Annotated in this window: 18 protein-coding genes and 1 other RNA gene; 11 read left to right on the forward strand and 8 right to left on the reverse strand. The window is 63.6% G+C overall.

The window, feature by feature from the left end; genetic code table 11:
- The first annotated feature begins 79 nt into the window (after positions 1–79).
- Positions 80–1,375, forward strand: coding sequence for an MgtC/SapB family protein (locus tag NO877_RS05920; protein WP_256395401.1), 1,296 nt, complete (start codon positions 80–82; stop codon positions 1,373–1,375).
- Between the two features lie 107 nt (positions 1,376–1,482).
- Entirely contained in the window at positions 1,483–3,198 is a 1,716-nt protein-coding gene (locus NO877_RS05925; protein ID WP_256395402.1) for a sensor histidine kinase, read from the forward strand.
- On the opposite strand, the gene NO877_RS05930 is transcribed toward NO877_RS05925, so the two are convergent.
- The gene (locus NO877_RS05930; RefSeq protein ID WP_256395403.1) at positions 3,195–4,190 is read right to left on the reverse strand and encodes a transcription initiation factor IIB; all 996 of its coding nucleotides are present in this window, start codon (positions 4,188–4,190) and stop codon (positions 3,195–3,197) included. The genes NO877_RS05925 and NO877_RS05930 overlap by 4 nt on opposite strands.
- Before the next feature lie 236 nt (positions 4,191–4,426).
- Here NO877_RS05930 and NO877_RS05935 point away from each other — a divergent pair, with 236 nt between their 5' ends.
- From NO877_RS05935 to NO877_RS05950, 4 genes are all read left to right on the forward strand, one after another.
- Positions 4,427–5,179, forward strand: a complete 753-nt coding sequence (locus tag NO877_RS05935; protein WP_256395404.1) for a helical backbone metal receptor — start codon at positions 4,427–4,429, stop codon at positions 5,177–5,179.
- Between the two features lie 174 nt (positions 5,180–5,353).
- Positions 5,354–5,665, forward strand: coding sequence for a hypothetical protein (locus tag NO877_RS05940; protein WP_256395405.1), 312 nt, complete (start codon positions 5,354–5,356; stop codon positions 5,663–5,665).
- A gap of 64 nt (positions 5,666–5,729) precedes the next feature.
- Entirely contained in the window at positions 5,730–6,080 is a 351-nt protein-coding gene (locus NO877_RS05945) for an SHOCT domain-containing protein (RefSeq protein WP_256395406.1), read from the forward strand.
- A 31-nt stretch (positions 6,081–6,111) separates the two neighbouring features.
- Positions 6,112–7,542, forward strand: coding sequence for a multicopper oxidase family protein (locus NO877_RS05950; protein WP_256395407.1), 1,431 nt, complete (start codon positions 6,112–6,114; stop codon positions 7,540–7,542).
- A 113-nt stretch (positions 7,543–7,655) separates the two neighbouring features.
- Here the strand turns inward: NO877_RS05950 and NO877_RS05955 are convergent, their stop codons facing one another.
- From NO877_RS05955 to NO877_RS05965, 3 genes are all read right to left on the reverse strand, one after another.
- Positions 7,656–8,732 carry a Brp/Blh family beta-carotene 15,15'-dioxygenase gene (locus tag NO877_RS05955; protein WP_256395408.1) on the reverse strand — a complete coding sequence of 359 codons (1,077 nt, stop codon included), beginning with the start codon at positions 8,730–8,732 and terminating at the stop codon, positions 7,656–7,658.
- A complete protein-coding gene (locus NO877_RS05960) occupies positions 8,711–9,448 on the reverse strand; it encodes a lycopene cyclase domain-containing protein (RefSeq protein ID WP_256395409.1) in 738 nt (245 codons plus the stop codon). The genes NO877_RS05955 and NO877_RS05960 overlap by 22 nt, the downstream gene beginning before the upstream one ends.
- 176 nt (positions 9,449–9,624) lie before the next feature.
- On the reverse strand, positions 9,625–9,789 hold the full coding sequence (locus NO877_RS05965; RefSeq protein WP_256395410.1) for a hypothetical protein: 165 nt from the start codon (positions 9,787–9,789) through the stop codon (positions 9,625–9,627).
- Between the two features lie 149 nt (positions 9,790–9,938).
- Between NO877_RS05965 and NO877_RS05970 the strand changes: the two genes are divergently transcribed.
- On the forward strand, positions 9,939–10,718 hold the full coding sequence (locus NO877_RS05970) for a DUF7547 family protein (protein ID WP_256395411.1): 780 nt from the start codon (positions 9,939–9,941) through the stop codon (positions 10,716–10,718).
- A 94-nt stretch (positions 10,719–10,812) separates the two neighbouring features.
- Here the strand turns inward: NO877_RS05970 and NO877_RS05975 are convergent, their stop codons facing one another.
- Together NO877_RS05975 and NO877_RS05980 are read right to left on the reverse strand one after the other, a co-directional pair.
- Positions 10,813–11,193 carry a nucleic acid-binding protein gene (locus NO877_RS05975; RefSeq protein WP_256395412.1) on the reverse strand — a complete coding sequence of 127 codons (381 nt, stop codon included), beginning with the start codon at positions 11,191–11,193 and terminating at the stop codon, positions 10,813–10,815.
- Positions 11,190–12,344 carry a thiolase family protein gene (locus NO877_RS05980; RefSeq protein ID WP_256395413.1) on the reverse strand — a complete coding sequence of 385 codons (1,155 nt, stop codon included), beginning with the start codon at positions 12,342–12,344 and terminating at the stop codon, positions 11,190–11,192. Before NO877_RS05980 ends, NO877_RS05975 begins: the two co-directional genes overlap by 4 nt.
- A gap of 101 nt (positions 12,345–12,445) precedes the next feature.
- On the opposite strand from NO877_RS05980, the gene NO877_RS05985 reads away from it, so the two are divergent.
- The gene (locus NO877_RS05985; protein WP_256395414.1) at positions 12,446–12,859 is read left to right on the forward strand and encodes a DUF7548 family protein; all 414 of its coding nucleotides are present in this window, start codon (positions 12,446–12,448) and stop codon (positions 12,857–12,859) included.
- A 70-nt stretch (positions 12,860–12,929) separates the two neighbouring features.
- Positions 12,930–13,244: signal recognition particle sRNA (gene ffs / locus NO877_RS05990), an RNA gene on the forward strand.
- A gap of 67 nt (positions 13,245–13,311) precedes the next feature.
- Here ffs and NO877_RS05995 read toward each other — a convergent pair.
- The gene (locus NO877_RS05995; protein ID WP_256395415.1) at positions 13,312–14,802 is read right to left on the reverse strand and encodes a DUF7125 family protein; all 1,491 of its coding nucleotides are present in this window, start codon (positions 14,800–14,802) and stop codon (positions 13,312–13,314) included.
- A 112-nt stretch (positions 14,803–14,914) separates the two neighbouring features.
- On the opposite strand from NO877_RS05995, the gene NO877_RS06000 reads away from it, so the two are divergent.
- Positions 14,915–15,193 (forward strand): DUF7111 family protein, encoded by a 279-nt coding sequence (locus NO877_RS06000; RefSeq protein WP_256395416.1) that lies wholly within the window; start codon positions 14,915–14,917, stop codon positions 15,191–15,193.
- A 12-nt stretch (positions 15,194–15,205) separates the two neighbouring features.
- On the opposite strand, the gene NO877_RS06005 is transcribed toward NO877_RS06000, so the two are convergent.
- Complete coding sequence (locus NO877_RS06005; RefSeq protein ID WP_256395417.1) at positions 15,206–15,949, reverse strand: protein sorting system archaetidylserine synthase; 744 nt, start codon at positions 15,947–15,949, stop codon at positions 15,206–15,208.
- A 126-nt stretch (positions 15,950–16,075) separates the two neighbouring features.
- Between NO877_RS06005 and NO877_RS06010 the strand changes: the two genes are divergently transcribed.
- Entirely contained in the window at positions 16,076–16,501 is a 426-nt protein-coding gene (locus tag NO877_RS06010) for a cupredoxin domain-containing protein (RefSeq protein WP_256395418.1), read from the forward strand.
- Positions 16,502–16,527: the final 26 nt, after the last annotated feature.

Below are 16,527 nucleotides of genomic sequence, written 5' to 3' on the forward strand. Positions count from 1 at the left end.
AGATGTTGACTCGCTGTCGGCGTAGTGGCCAACCGCTGTCGGCGGTGTGTTCAAACCGCTGGCGGTCCAACGGTCGAGAATGGTTGGGGTACTCCTCCAGACGGGGACGTTTTTCGGAGTCTCCTTCGACGAGCCGGTGGTCCAGCTGGCGATGGCCGCAGCCCTCGGGCTCTTTCTCGGCCTCGAACGCGAATGGTCCGACAAACCCGCCGGAATCCGCACCTTCTCGTTGACCAGCCTGCTCGGTGCGGTGTTCACAATTGTCGCCACCGAAACGCCGTACGGATCGCTCCTGCTTGCTGTCGGGGGGCTGTTCGTCATCTCACAGACGCTGTTGATCGGGGCACTTGGGCTCCTCCCGGATCGCTCGCCCGCCTCGCTGTCGCTGACGACTGCCGTCTCGCTTTTCGTCAGCTACGGCGTCGGCGTGTTGGTCGCCTCGGGGTTCGTCCTGGAAGGCGTCACAGTCGCCATCCTCTCGTCGACGCTGCTGGTGCTCAAACGCGAACTCCACGGGATCGCGGGCGGGCTCTCACGCGAAGAGCTCCAGTCGGCCATCGAGTTCGCCATCCTCGCGTTCGTCGTCTATCCGCTGCTTCCGGTGGGTGTCCTGGAGGTCGGACCAGTCCCCTTCGAGCCGCGGATCGCGTGGCTGATGGTCGTCACGGTCGCAGGGATCGGGATCGTCAACTACGCGCTGGTCCGGACCTACGGCGGACGAGGTATCGCAGTGACCGGCTTCTTCGGCGGGTTGGCCTCCTCGGCGGCGGTCGTCGGCGCGATGCTCGACCACGTCCAACAGGAGGCCGAAGCCGTTCAGTACGGCGTCGCAGCAGTGCTGTTGGCCAACGCCGCGATGGCCCTCCGGAACCTCGGTATCGCGGTCGCCTTCACCGTCTCGGCGGGCTCCGTCCTTTACGATGTGGTCGCCCCGCTCGGCGTCCTCGTGGTCGGGAGTTTCCTCGTCGCATGGCTGATCGCCGACTGGGACCAACAGGTCGACATGGAGTTCGCCAGCCCGTTTTCGCTCCGTAATGCGCTGGCCTTTGGCTCGGTGTTCCTCTTCATCCTCGCCGGGAGCACGGTCGCACAGGCGACGTTCGGCACCGCCGGGCTCTACGTCAGCGCGCTCGTCTCGGGGTTGGTTTCCTCTGCGGGCGTGACGACCTCGGCAGTGTTGCTGTTTCGGTCCGGAACGATCGATTCGCCCGAGACCGTGGTGGCGATCCTGCTTGCGACCGGCGCAAGCGTCCTCGTGAAGGTCGGCCTGTCGACGGCTGGCCCCAGACGGTTCGCCCGCGATGTCACGCTCTGGAGTAGCGTCCTCTTGGGACTGTCGGGGCTCGTCGCAGTCGCCGTGGTCGTCTGGCCGTAGCGGCCGTTCCGGTTGGGTGACTATCAGATCGAAAGGTACGTTTATCCCTCCGAGGCGGCTACTGTTGGTGTTGGGTTACTAAGCGAAGTTATAATACTATGATTGATATGTTGTCGCTCGGTCAGGGGACTCTGGTTACCCACTCCTACCTGTTCGAGATCTATCTGTTCGTCTTCGGAGCCGCCGCGGTCGCCTGTTTCGGAAGCATCGGTCGGGCTATGGAGATATCGAACGACGACACGCGCAGAGGAATCGTCGCGCTGCTCGTGACAAGCGGGCTGTGGGCGGCCTTTCACGTCGGCTATCTGGCCGCGCCGACCCCGAGTCTCCAGTACGGCTTTTATATTGCAGGGCTCGTCGTCGGGCTGAGTACCGTCGGGCCATGGCTGTATTTCTGTTCGGCCTACACCGGTAGAACGCTCCATCGGAACCCGACCTACCAGCGGGCCGCCGTCGGCACCTATCTCTCGATCGTCGCGGTGAAACTCACTAACCCGCTCCACGGGCTGTACTTCTCTGTGCGGTCCGTCGAGACACCGTTTCCCCACCTGCTGATCGAGCACGGGGCGCTCCACTGGGCGGTGATGGGGCTGGCCTATGCGCTCGCGGTCGTGGGGATCTTCATGCTGTTCGAACTGTTCGTCCAGGTCGACTACGATACCCGGCCGTTTGCGGTACTGGTCGGGCTGACTGCGTTACCGGTCGTCCTGGATATCGTTGGCTTCGTCAGTTCGACGTTTCTCGACGTGTCCTACTCGTCGATCGGGGTGGCGATCTTCGCCGTCGGCGTCCTGTTCATCTATATCGAACAGTTCGAGACGATCCAACTGGCTGGCCAGTACGACGATCCGGTGATCGTCGTCGATGACGAAGGCGAGATTCGGGACTACAACCAGGCCGCTTTGGCGCTGTTTCCCGAACTCGGTGACGCCATCGACGAGGAGCTTTCGAGTGTCGCCCCGAAGGTCGCAGTCGGCCTCACGACCGACGAGCCCCTGGAGTGTACACTGAGCGGCGAGACCCACTACTACAGCGTCTCGGCGAACCAGTTTTCGACCGGCAAGGCCAAACTCGGCCAGCTCATCCTGTTGAAGGACGTCACCGAACAGGAACGCTACCGCCTAGAGCTCGAAGACCAAAACGCTCGCCTCGAACAGTTCACCGGGATGGTCTCCCACGACCTGCGGAACCCGCTCAACATCGCTCAGGGAAACATCGACCTCGCCCGCGAGACCGGCGAGGACGAACCGCTCGACACCGTGAAAACCGCTCTCGACCGGATGGAAGAGCTCATCGAAGACCTGCTCTCGCTGGCCCGACAGGGAAAACCGATCGACGAAACTGACCGTGTCTCGCTGGCCGACGTCGTCCGCTCCTGCTGGGAGATGGTCGACGTTGCCGACGCCGAACTCGTCGTCGACGGCGACAGTGAACTCGATGCCGACCGCGACCGGCTCCAACAACTGTTCGAGAACCTCTTTCGCAATGCGGTCGAACACGGCGGCGAGGACGTCACCATCTCGGTGGGGCCGCTCGATGCGGGTGGCTTCTACGTCGAAGACAACGGCCCCGGGATTCCCGACGACAAACACCACGAAATCTTCGAGTCGGGCTATACGACCTCACGGCAGGGCACCGGTTTCGGCCTGAGTATCGTCTCCGAGATCGTCGACGCCCACGGCTGGTCGATCACTGTGACGAACGGCGAGACCGGCGGCGCGCGCTTCGAGATCGACACCCGCGATGGATCTCCGGATGTGGCTGGGAGTGAAAACGAACCGGACGAGGGGACGGAAGCGAGTGCGGACGTAGACCGGATCTAAACGAGCATCTCTTCTTCGGCTTCGAGCAGCTCGTGGTACCGGTTGCGGATCGTGACTTCGGAGATGTCGGCGACCTCCGAGACTGCGGCTTGGGTGGTCTTCTCGTTGGTCAGCAGCGCGGCGGCGTAGACGGCGGCGGCCGCGAGGCCGACCGGCGATTTGCCGCTGTGGACGCCCTGTTCTTTGGCATTCTTCAGCAGCTGTTTGGCACGCATCTCCGATTCCTCCGAGAGTTCCAGGGAGGAGGCGAACCGGGGAACGTACTGCTCTGGGTCGGCCGGGCGGACCTCAAGGGAGAGCTCGCGGACGACGTAGCGGTAGGTCCGGGCGATCTCGCTTTTTTCGACCCGCGAGACGTCGGCGATCTCGTCGAGGCTGCGGGGGACGCCAGCCATTCGCGCGGCGGCGTAGACACACGACGTCGAGACGCCCTCGATGGAGCGGCCCGGCAGCAGATCCTCGTTGAGTGCCCGGCGGTAGATGACCGAGGCGGTCTCCCGGACGTTGTCCGGCAGCCCAAGGGCACTGGCCATCCGGTCGATTTCGCCGAGGGCCTGCTTGAGGTTGCGCTCCTTGCTGTCGCGGGTACGGAACCGCTCGTTCCATTTGCGGAGTCGCTGCATCTTCTGGCGCTGGCGTGCGCCCAGCGAGCGACCGTAGGCGTCCTTGTTCCGCCAGTCGATGTTGGTCGACAGCCCCTTGTCGTGCATCGTGTTGGTGGTCGGCGCACCGACACGGGATTTCTGGTCTTTTTCGGCGCTGTCGAAGGCGCGCCACTCGGGACCACGGTCGACTGAGTCCTCGGTGATTACGAGGCCACAGTCGTCACAGACGGTTTCGCCGTGTTCGTCGTCGGTGATGACGTTGCCGCTGCATTCGGGACACTGGAGCGTGTCGCTTTCGTTTTCGGTCTCGGATTCGGTTTCGGAGGCAGTTCCTTGCCGCTCTCGGGACCGTGAGCGGCTGGTCGAGGTAAACGTTCGTTCACTCATTGTGTGCTAATCGCTCCCGTCATACTGGATAAAAACACGGGAACGGTCGTTGCCAATAGGAAGACAGAATATTACTTAAGCAGTTTGGTATTGAACGGAGAGCCGCGCGAACGCCGCCGACTGCAGGGAACGACCCTGATAGTTTGTGGTCATAACTGTGATAACTCCTGGCTTGTCATGGACACTGTCACGGTGTCGACCGCGTTGTTTTCAACCATGTAGCATCGAGTCGACCTATGTCCAGTTCCCGTATCGTCTCACTGGCACCGAGTGCGACCGCCACACTGGCGGCTCTCGGCGTCGAAGACCAAGTCGTCGGTGTCACGGCCCATTGCGAACTCGACCGCCCCACTGTCGGCGGCTGGCTGAACCCCGACTACGAGACGCTCGCCGACCTCTCGCCGGATCTCGTCTGCACCAGCGACGGGCTCCAGGAGGAGATCCGCGACGAACTCCGCGACCGAGGATACAGCCTCCACCACCACGAACCCGGCCGACTCGATGACGTACTCGCGGGCTTCGAGTCGCTGGCCGACGCTGTCGGCTGTCCCGAGGCAGGGGCCGACCTCCGGGCCGACGCCGAGCGCCGACTGGCGGCGGTCGACGAGCGCGTCGAGCGAGCCCTCGCCGACTCCGACCACGACCAAGCGCGGCCGGTCGTCTACTGCGAGGAGTGGTCCGACCCACCGATGGCCGCCGGCAACTGGGTGCCCGACGCGGTCGAGGCAGCCGGGGGTCGCTATCCCTTCGTCGATCCCGGCGATCGTTCACAGGAAGTCGACCGCGAAACCGTCGCGGCGGCCGACCCCGACCACGCCGTCCTCCACATCTGCGGCACCGGAGATCAGGTCTCGCCAGACCGCCTCGCCGACCGAGGGTGGGAACTCGATGCCACGGTCCACGTCGTCGACGACTCGCTTTTGAATCAGCCGAGCCCGCGGCTGCTCGACGGGATCGAACTGCTCGCCGAGCGGCTGTTTTCTCGCTAACTGATTGCCCTCCCTCTCGAACAGTCTGCTCGTCGAATTCAGCAGGCATGAACGGTCGGCGTAGAGAAAAACGATTAGCGATGGTTAGAAACGTTTTCGAGCGGTCTCATGGATGGATTCACACCCACGGAGATAACCCCTACACCCCCATAGGACGACATGAGGCCAAGGACAATGACCAACAGAACCCTCGGATGGTGGCTGCTCGTGGCGTTTGCGATCGTCGGACTCGCGGTTACAGCCCCGGTGGTCAGCGCACACGGTGGCGACCCAACCCACGGGACGACAGCAGACGGGATAGTAACCGAAGGTGACACGACGGGCTGGGCGGGCTGGATGAACGACCACATGACCGATCAGATGGGTCTGGATGCTATCGATGAGATGGAATCGCACATGGGCGTGACCGTCGATGAACTGCCCCACGATCCGCCGGAGGACAATCACACACCGACCGGACTGAACGGGCAAGGATACGGTTGCTAAGCTCACGATTCGGTTCGCACCGTTGGACCGGCTTCAAAACATGACCCACGAACACACGATCACAATGACACACGACACCGACATCATCGGGCGAACGGCTCGTCGAACCGCGATGGTTGCGATTCCGCTCCTGGTCGCAGTACCAAGCACGGCAGCCGCTCAGGCTGGCGGCTATGGCGGCGGTATGATGGGCGGGGGGTGGGGTCTCTTCGGCGTCGGGATGGGCCTCTGGGGCCTTCTCTGGATGGGGCTCCTGGTCGCCATCCCGGTTTATATCGTCTACGCGCTCCTGGATCGATCTGCTACCGAGACCGAAACACGACCGCTCTCGGTGCTGCGGGAGCGCTACGCCCGCGGTGAACTCACCGACGAGGAGTTCGAACAGCGACGGAAACAACTCGAAGAGTCGAGATGAACGATCCCAGCGTACCGCAATCACACACATCATGACGAACCTCTCTGACCGGCTCACCCGGCGTCGCGTACTCAAAACTGGCGCTCTCACGAGTGGCGCGCTCCTGGCGGGCTGCATAGGGACCGATCTCGGCGGCAGTCTACAGTCGAGCGACGGCTTTCCGGAGCCGGAGTATGGTGATCCGGACCGGACCTATCGCCTGACTGCAACCGAGAGCACTATCGCGGTATCCGAGACCGAAACCCACGACGGGTGGACCTACAACGGCCAGTATCCGGGTCCCGAACTCCGTGCAACCGAGGGTGAACGCGTACGCGTTGTCGTCGAGAACGACCTCCCTGCGGAGACGACTGTTCACTGGCACGGCATGGCAGTCGACGGCGACAATGCGATGGATGGGGTTCCAGGACTCACGCAGCCACCGATCGAACCGGGTGAGGAGTTCGTCTACGAGTTCGATGCGGAACCGGCTGGCACACACTGGTATCACAGCCACGTGGGGCTCCAGTTGGACCGGGAACTGCTCGGCCCGCTGATTGTCGAAGAACGAGAACCCCATGTCGAGTACGATACTGAGGCAACACTCGTCCTCGATGATTACCGGTCGGCGGAGCCCCGAGTCGAATACGCAAACAGTCGAAGGGGTGGCATGGGTGGAATGGGCGGGATGGGCGGTGGCGGATTCCCGGAAGCGCCACCCGCAGACGGCACACTGGTAAATGGACAGCCCCCGACAGAACCGACACACGTCGACGTCGCCGAGGGCGACCGAATCCGACTTCGGCTTATCAATGCGGCTGCAGCAACCACCTACGAAGTCGGGATCGATGACCACGAACTCGTTGTCACTCACTCCGATGGCCCAGCCGTCGACCCCGTGGCCGTCGACACGCTGGAACTCGGGATGGGAGAACGGTACGATGTCGTCGTCGAGGCCACCTCGCCGGGTCGGTGGCCGATTCGGGTCAGCCCTGTCGGTTCGACAACTCCGGCTGGGTTGGCAGTGCTCGATTACGACGCCTCCGGTGGAGAGCTTTCGACGGGGTCGATCGGGCCCCGACAGCTCCGCCTCTCGGATCTCGATTCGGTCGCGTCGTTAGACCCATACCAAGGGCGACCGGATCGAACGATCGACCTCACGCTCTCAGGCGGGCCAATGGGGGGCGACGAGTGGACGATCAACGGTCAGGCGTATCCGGATGCCGATTCGATCCGGATCGAATCCGGCGAGCACGTCCGGTTCCGCATGCGTAATCAGAGCCCGATGCGCCATCCGATGCATCTCCACGGCCATCATTTCAGGGTCGGCAACGCACTGAAAGATACGGTTACGGTCCCCGGCCATATGGGCTCGGTGACGGTTGACTTCATTGCAGAGAATCCTGGACAGTGGTTGTTCCACTGTCACCACCTCTATCATATGGACACTGGCATGGCACGGTCGGTGCGGTATCCCGAGTGAGATCCCGATGCGGTCTCGAATACGTCACAGCACTCGGGCCAACCCCTCGGGATCAGTCTCGAAATGGCAGATAACAGTCGGCTCCGACAACTGGGACCCAAACCCGAGCTTCATCAGTGCTCACCCCTCCGGACTGGCTGCCAGACGCCGTCGGTGAGATCAAGCCACGTTACGACGACGACGTGCGGCGCGGTCACCACGGCAATGCCGACCAAATACACCGCGAAGAGATCCGGCCCGGAGCCTGGGTCGACGGGCACCGCCAGTGCCAGCCCGCCGAAGACGAGGAGTGCACCGACGGTCAGCGGCGTGGCCAGTCGACCGAACCGAGCGAGTGCGCTCCAGAGCTCACCCTCGTCGAGGCGGGCAGCCGCGGCATCATCGAGCAACAGCAGCCGCGTGATGTGGCGCACCGAGTGCCAACACGGGAAGAACATCCCGATGGCGAGGATCGGCGGCACGACGAGGAAGTACGCGCTTAAAAAGACGAGCTCCCCGGAGTCGACCAGCCACGACTCGCGGCCCTCGCCGCTCCGATAGCCGACGGCGAGCGAGGCGACGAGCAGCGTGGCGACGACCGCGGCAGCGGCCCCGCGACCCACCGGCGAAAAAACGGGATCGAGGGCGGCGAGATCGACCGTCCCGAACAGCCCGACGAGCCGGGCGGCGACCCAGCGATACTCCTCGGGAAACGCCACGAGCGGAACCACCATCGGCAGCGCGCCGCGGGCGGCGACCGTCAGTGCCCGCGCCGTCCGCGTCCGGAGGTGGGTCGGATCGACCAGTTCGACGAGCGGATGGAGCTCACCTTGGCCCCAGTGGAACCATGTGATGAGGATGAACAGGGCGAAGGCGGCGATGGGTGCAACAAACCAGATCATCGCGTACGCGAGGCCGACGAGGAGGTAGAGCCCCCCGACGATCGCCAGCCACCGCCGGGTCGGCGGCTCGTCGTAGGCCCACGGCAGCGTGAGGTGGTCGACCGCACCGTGCGGCAGGCCGAAGAGGACGATGCTCACGGCGAACGGCAGCAGTTGGACCTCTCGTGAGGGGGCTCCGAAGACGAGTACGGCAGCCGCGGTCGACGCGAGAGCGATCCACGGCCCGAGAAACGCGAGCCGGAAGACGGTTCGCTCCCGCGTCGACTCGTGGCTCCCCACTCGGCTGTTCATCCCGACCACTCTCTCCATCTATCGAGCAACCACCAGTAGAGCACCAACCCCTGGACGACGAAGAGGTTCGTCACGAGGAAGAAGACCGCCTCCTCGATCGGTAGACCGACGGGGGCGATACCGATGGTCGTCTCGGGGGCAATCGTCCACAGCCCCAGCGAGATGGCCGTCCGATCGACGATCCACAGATAGACCGTCGGCAGTCCGACCGCCAGTGCAACCGCTCTGCGGGCTCCCCAGAGCTGTGTCCAGCCGAACCCCCACTGGAGGGCGAGGATCGGCGCGGCCCACGCCAAAATTGCCCCGAGGTAGAACGTCGATTCACTGGGTAGCAACAGACCTCCCACGACACCGAGCCCGAGACCCGTGCCGACGCCCATCGCGCGCTGGCGGGCCGACAGTGCGAGCGGTTGATCGGTCGGGATCGACAGTCGGCTGAGCCACAGTGCAGTCAGGATCGGTTGGAGGCCGAAAAATAGCACCTCACCGATCGGCACGTGCCAGAGTCGCCCGGCGACGACGCCCTCGCCGTAGCTCCAGACGCCGCGTTTGATGAGGTAGCTGTCCCACGGCAGCGTGTACACCACTGCCAGTGCCGTGATGATGGCAAGACCGCTGACGACGCCGCTTCGCCCGTGGTCGGTGGGGCGGAGCCACGCCAGCAGGGCCAGCCCCGCAATCGGTGGCAGCATGGCGACGGTATGGAACTGGAGGTAGGTTTCCGGTGGAATCATGCGAACCACGCTGCAAGGGCCCCGCTGGCACTTCCAGTCGATGTCGACCGTAGATGGTGAACGAATATACCGGTTCGGTCTCCTGGTGGTAACGATCGCTCAGCAGTACTTCCAGTTTATAATCGTATCGACGAAGGGAAAACGGTCCCTGGAGAGATGAGAACGAAGTCGGCGATCTACCGCGACAGCGTGACAATCAGATCGGTCGCAATCCAGCCGTCACAGTTGCCCTCTTCGGTGAATACGGTTCGATCCGGGGTGGATTTGAGCGCGGAGATACAGGGCCCGCTCTCGGTCTCCTCGTCCCCCCGACGCGGCTCGCGTGTGTCCGTTACTTCCATGTCACGAGTTAGGCGGGCCTAAACTCATATAGGTTTTGGTTGGCCTAAGACGGATCGGGCTTGTGGGTCGACTGCTGGGCTGGGTGCTCGGTCGCGATAGCGTCGAACGTTACCACACCCTTATTCTCCCCGCGGTCCAACAGGCGGCTATGAGCCCTTCTCGTGATCGGCCGCGGGACCGCGACGAGCTGGAGGAGCGTCTCGACGAGTTGGAGTCGACACTCACTGAGCTCCGTCAGGAACTCCGGTCGGAGCGCCGCCGTGGCCCACCCAAACCACCGAGTCTCGGCGAGCTGCTCCGGTTTACCGAGCAGTATACGATTCCGACCGTGATTGCCCTGTTGGAGGCGACCGTCCAGTCGCTCGAACTGCTCCGCCGGACCCTCCGGCTGGCCGACCCCGAACGGGCCGTCCGCGAGGAAAGCGAGGCCGCCCGCAGCCGACTCGATCGGGTCGGTGCCGAAGCCGGAACCCAGCTGGCGGGAGCCCTCTCGGAGCTTCGGACCGCGCTCTCTGAGGCCGACCTCCCCGAGAATCCCGAATCGCGTCGACTGATCGAAGACGCCCGTAATCTGACCGGCGAGATCGAAACTCGGCTCCAGGATGCCGAAGGAACGGTCCGCGAGCAGCGCGACCGGGAGCGCCGAACCGAGACCGGTCGGCAGGACGACGACTCGACCTCTCGGGACCGTGGCGTGATGATCGACGTGACAGATGCGGCCGCCGACGGGCAGGACGAGCAGTCGGCTGACGATGCTGCGGCTGATGACGAGCCACCAGAGGTCGACGTCGAATCCGAACTCGAATCGATCAAAGACGAACTCGACCGCTCACAGCAGGCCCTCGACGAGGCCGACAAGCCTGATGCTGACACGTCGCCGGACTCACAACAATCGGACGAGGACACGGACGAACCCGAAAACGAGTAATTATATTTAATTTTCCCTTAATTATATATAATTAAAACACGTCAGAGAGATATTCTACCGTGTGCAATCGGCCCGAACCACGACCGGAGAGTGGCTACTCGACGGGCTGGAACCGGTAGCCGTCCCATGCTTGACTCTCGGGTTCGCGGATTCCGGCCCCCGGTTCACGGAGTTCTTCGGCGTAGATCGCCTCGACCGTCTCGCCGATTTCAACCTCGTCGGTTGTCAGCTGGCCAATCGCTCGGACCGGCTCGCCCTCGACATCGAACTCGACGATGCCGAGATGGTTGGGCTGACGAACCCCTGGCGGGGTCGCCGTCGAGGAGGTCCACGTAATCAGCGTCGCCGTGTACTCGCTGAGGTCGACCGTCCCGACCGGCTCGTTGCCGTCCGGTCCGACCGGATGGGCCGGGTAGAGAATGCTGCCATCGGGATATCGCGCTGCTTCCATTGCTGGTTGGTTTTCGTCGCTCATTGGCTTGCCTCCAGGATCGTCGTAATCACACAGTTGCCGAAGCCACCCACGTTACAGGCCAGTCCGGTGTCGGCCTCGACCTGTCGCGGCCCGGCGGTGCCCATGAGCTGCTGATACACCTCGTAGATCTGGGCGACGCCGCTCGCGCCGAGCGGGTGGCCCTTCGATTTCAGGCCGCCCGAGGTGTTGATCGGCAGCTCGCCGTCCCGATCCGTAACTCCCTCCTCGACGGCCTTCCAGCCCTCTCCCTGCTCGAAGAAGCCCAGCCCCTCCGACTGGAGAAACTCCAGGATCGTGAACATATCGTGAAGCTCCGCCATATCGATATCGTCGGGCCCGAGTCCGGCCATCTCGTAGGCGTCCTCGCCGGAGTCAACCACGCCGCCCATCACGGTCGGATCGGCCCGCTCGTGAACGACGTGGGTGTCGGTCGCCCCGCCGATACCGGCGATGGTGACGTAGTCGTCGGTGTACTCTTTGGCAACTGATTCGGGGCATAGCATGAGCGCCGCCGAACCATCCGTAATGGGACAGAAGTCGTACAGTCGCAGTGGGTCGGCGATGATCGGCGACTCCATGACGGTTTCGAGGTCGACTTCCTTCTGGAACTGGGCGTGAGGGTTGTCGACGCCGTTTTTGTGGTTTTTCACGGCGACCTTGGCGAGACTCTCCCGCGGAGCGTCGTGGACGTGGAGATACCGCCGGGCAGTGAGTCCGGCGAACGACGGGAGCGTGACGCCGTGTTTGTACTCCGCGGGATGCGTGAGGGAAGCGATCACGTCGGTCGCCTCCGCCGTGGTTCGGTGGGTCATCTTCTCGCCGCCGACCAACATTGTGAGGTCGCTGGCTCCGGAAGCGACCGACTGCCAGGCGCTGTAGACGCCCGCGCCGCCCGAGGAGCTGGTCTGGTCGATCCGGGCGGTGTAGGCCGGGATCGCGTTCAGATCGTGGGCGACCGCGTTGGCGATCCCCGTCTGGCCTTCGAACTCGCCGCTCGCCATGTTCGACACGTAGAGATGATCGACCTCGGAGCCCTCGACACCAGCGTCGTCCAGACAGGCTTGCCCGGCCTCCGCGAGCAGTTCGCGGATCCAGGAGTCCCGCTGGCCGAACTGGGTCATCGATGCCCCGATGATCGCTACACGTTCCATATGCCCCCTGCCTACGGCCAGCCGCTTACCGATTTCCCTTTGTCGAGCACCCCGCGATCGGTCTCGGGTGATTTAATGTTCCGTCGACCGAACGGGCCGATATGGAACGCGAACGGATCGCCCCCTATATCGGGGCTGTCGGCTGTCTCGTCCTCGCAGTCGTGTTGTCGGCTCCCTACTTCGCGATTACCACACAAACACAGCTCTTGGGCGACTACTACAGTGCCGGTCCCCTCGGGGTCATCGGCGCGATCTTTCTCGCCACGCTCGGCGTCGTGATCTTCCTCTCCAGTGTCCGTGGCCGGGCCGACCCCGAACTCGTTGCCGGGATCATGCTTGTCGTCGGCGTGGCGATCTTCGGGATCACGGCGCTCTGGGCGGTTTCGATCGACTCGGTCGTACTGTTCAGTTTCCCCTCGAACGCCTCCTGGATCGAGTACCATCGCTGGGTGAGTCTCGCGGTTAGCGGCGTCGTCGCTGCTGCGGCCGGGATCTATGCGGCTGCCGTCTACTGATTTTTCGCCCCCGTTTGCTCGACCGCTTCGACTGAGACGAAAGGCCCTTAAGGTCGACTGGTCTACCTATGGATGGACTAGGTCGGGCAGTTAGGCCCTGCCCCTCGCCCGTGAGACAGTCTTCAGCGGGGACCGAACGCCGAGTGCGTCGGGTCGAACCGACGCAGGCCTCGGACGCCAACGTCGAAACCTCGTCCACCGGGGACAGTGGTCCGGTGTCGACACCCGCAGGGGTGTTGGACGCCGGTTTACCGGCGGTAGTGGGTCAGGCGCGGAAGCGAGCAGCCCACCGCTGGACACCCGTCGCTCGTTGGATCGCGGGGTGGAGGAGGCACCCGAGATTCCCTGTGTCCGGAACGCCCGGCAACCTCGGTCTCGTCCGCCATTCATACCTGTTTTATAAACGGAAAGCGACCGCTCTCGAGCGGGCGACTCGGCGGAGAAACGCGACGTTATTGCTCGTTTTCGTACAGGTGGCCGCCAGCGGGCATCTCTACTCGAACATAGGGTTTCTCGTCGATCGGGTTGAGCAGCGCCGTCGAGCCGACGTTGCCGGTCGGCGACTTCCGGAGCGTCAGATACCGCATCCCCTCGCTTTGTTGGGTGGTTTCGATGATCTGCTCGGCTGAATCCCGGTAGAACGCGGCGATCGAATCGTCGACGACCTCCGGGTTCAACAGGTGGACGAGCAGTTCTGAATCCTCCAGGAAGCGCAACTCCTCGTCGTACCGCAACGTTCGGGCGGTCTCGGCCCCCAGCGTGTGGGCCATCACCGTCGCGCCCTCGATCGTGATCCAGTCGTCGCACTGTCGGTCGATCGCCTCGAAGTGCCCTCTGGCCTCGGCGACCGTCGTCGCCTGTGGGAAGACGTTGGAGCGAGTGGTGTCCCAGCTGCCGATCTGGTCGATCACGAACAGCGCGTCGTTGTCGAACAGTGCCGACAGCGAGAGTCCAAAGCGGTCGAGCAGCGCTTCGAGGCGGTGTTCCCGGAGTTCGAGCGTGGGGACCAGTGCGACTGCCTTCCCCTCGTCGGTGACCCGGTCGACGAGCCCGCCGACAAGTTCGGTGAGGTTCGTCCGGCTGTCGTGGGTCAGAAGCGTCCCCGCACCACGAACCAGCCCGCCGCCGGTCAGCGCGTCGAGGCCGTCGATCCCCGTCGGGGCCAGTCGCTCTTCGGGCAGCGTCGTCAGGTGGTTCCGCTGCCGGGGCGCGGTCCCGAGCCTGTCGTCGCGGATCGTGAGTTCGACCCGCCTGCGGTCGTGGTCGACGCCGCGCATCTTCGGCACCGAGAGGAACCGCCGGGGGTTGTTCTCGACGGTGTCGGTTTCGAGCTGGATCACGCCGTGGGCGGTGAACTGCAGCACGTCGCCCCGTTTGTGGCCGGGGTAATCCTCTGCCGTGAAGACGGTCGTCGCCTCGATCTCATCGGTGAAAAACCGGATCAGATCGAAGACGAGCCGCCGGTAGCGCTCGATGTCTTCGGTGATGACCGCCAGCCCGGAGGTGCTGTCGAAGACGACTCGATCACACGGCGCGTACTTGTGGAGATGGTCCTCGATGTATGACCCCGTGAAGGGGGCATCGAACCCCCGGTCAAGCCGCTCGTTGTCCTCCTGTGTCTGGAGCGTGTAGGTGTCGTTGTCCTCGATCGTCTCCCCGCGACGGGCGTGGATCGTCGCGTAGCCGAGGTTCTCGTGATCGAGATCGAAATTGAACCCCGAAAACGCATCCTGGAGCTCCTCGACAGTCTGTTCGGTGCTGACGTAGAGACACCGCTCCCCCTCGGCGAGCCCCGCCTGCAGGAACTGCATACCCAGCGTCGATTTCCCGGTTCCTGGACCGCCCGTAATGAGTGTCGCCCTGTTTCGCGGGAGGCCACCGCCCAACATCCCGTCGAGTACGTCGACGCCCGTCGATGCGGGCTCCGTGGGAGTACGTGTCATCAAGTTAGTGACCGACTAACACGACAACTGTATAAATACTTTCTATCTATCAAACAGGTAGTGATGACCGATCGACCGACAACTTCGATTATCCGGGGTCCGTAGCACGAATATGACCGACGACGCGACTCACTCGGCCCACGAGATCGATGCGACCTACACCGAGACCGACGGCGAGCGCCAACTCAGGTTCGACCGCGATGGGCGGACTGCCGTCGTTGCCCAGAACATCGATGGCTACGCGATGGTGGCCGTTCGGCCTGCCGTCGGAGGGACCGAACTCGAACGCTACTACGGGTTCGATATGGCGCTGGATCACGCCGCCGAGTTGCTGAACGTCGACCCTGCTGCTCTCCCGATTCCCGACGAGGCAACTGACATGGGGATGTGAGTGCGGTAGTGGCTACGCGCCGCGAAACAGGTATCTGAGTCGATCGCTGTCTAGCCCGTCCTGCCAGTAGAACCGCGGGGCGAGCGTGAGATAGCCGAGTGCCAAAAACAGCAACGCAAAGGCGAACACGCGGCCGGATCTCCCCGCCAAGAGCACCGTCAGCCCCTGGACGATCCCCATTACGGCAGCGTCCTGGGCGTGGAGATCCGGATAGGTGATCGTCGAGACCATCAACACGGCGAGCACGCCGACCAACGGGACGAGGACTTCGGGGGCCGTGTACCCTGCGAGGACCGCCGACGAGAGGATCGTCGCCGCCAGCGTCGTCTGGACGCCCTCGGTTTCGTCGATTTCGGTGTCGTAGGCCGTATACAGCCCGAGCCGAGTGACCGCCATCGCCACGAACAGCGCCGGAACGAGAAACCCCGCACAGAAGACTACGGGATCGTCAAGCAGCATCGCGGGGTCGGCGGCTGGCATCCACTGCTCGATGACAACGGCGACCACCAACACGGCGGGGGCGACGCCGAAGGAAGCCACGTCGGCCAGCGAGTCGAGATACGGCCCGACCGGCGTCCCGCCGCGGTAGCGGGCGACCACCCCGTCGAGTGCGTCGGCCATCGCACCCAGCAGGATGAGACGGGCGGCGAGGCCGATGTCGACCAGCGCGACGGCCGCGGCTAGAAAGCCGAGGGCGGCGTTGGCGATCGTGACCGTATCGGCCAGTCCCAGTCGGCCGACGAACCGCGGTTGCATAGTTCTCGGTCGGAGGGGGGCGGTTTACGCTTTTATGTTCTCCGACTCGCTGCCGCGGTCGGCGGTCCGGCTGGCAGCTATCGGCGAAACCGCAGGCCTATATGCCGCAGTTGCCTACTGAAACGTATGCAGGGGCCACGTTCTCGCCGGGAGTTTCTCGCCGTCGCAGGGACGACAGCAACCGCCGGACTGGCTGGCTGTCTCGGCCTTTTCGAACCCAACGACTACGACATCGGGATGACCGCCGTCGCATTCACCCCGGAGACGATCACGGTCTCGGCGGGGACGACGGTCGTCTGGAGAAACACCAGCAGCCGCGGCCATACCGTCACCGCCTACGAGGGAACGCTGCCCGAGAATGCGGCGTTCTTCGCTACCGGTGGCTACGAAACGGAAGCCGATGCTCGGGAGGCCTGGGAGTCCGAGGGCGCGGGGATTATTGGAACCAGCGAGACGTTCGAACACACCTTTGAAATTCCTGGCGAGTATGGCTACGTCTGTCTCCCTCACGAGACTGGCGGCATGGTTGGGACGATCGAAGTCACGGAATAGCTGTCACTGGTTAGCAGTGCGTGAAA

This window comes from Halohasta litorea (assembly GCF_024494645.1).
Classification (GTDB): Archaea; Halobacteriota; Halobacteria; order Halobacteriales; family Haloferacaceae; genus Halohasta; species Halohasta litorea.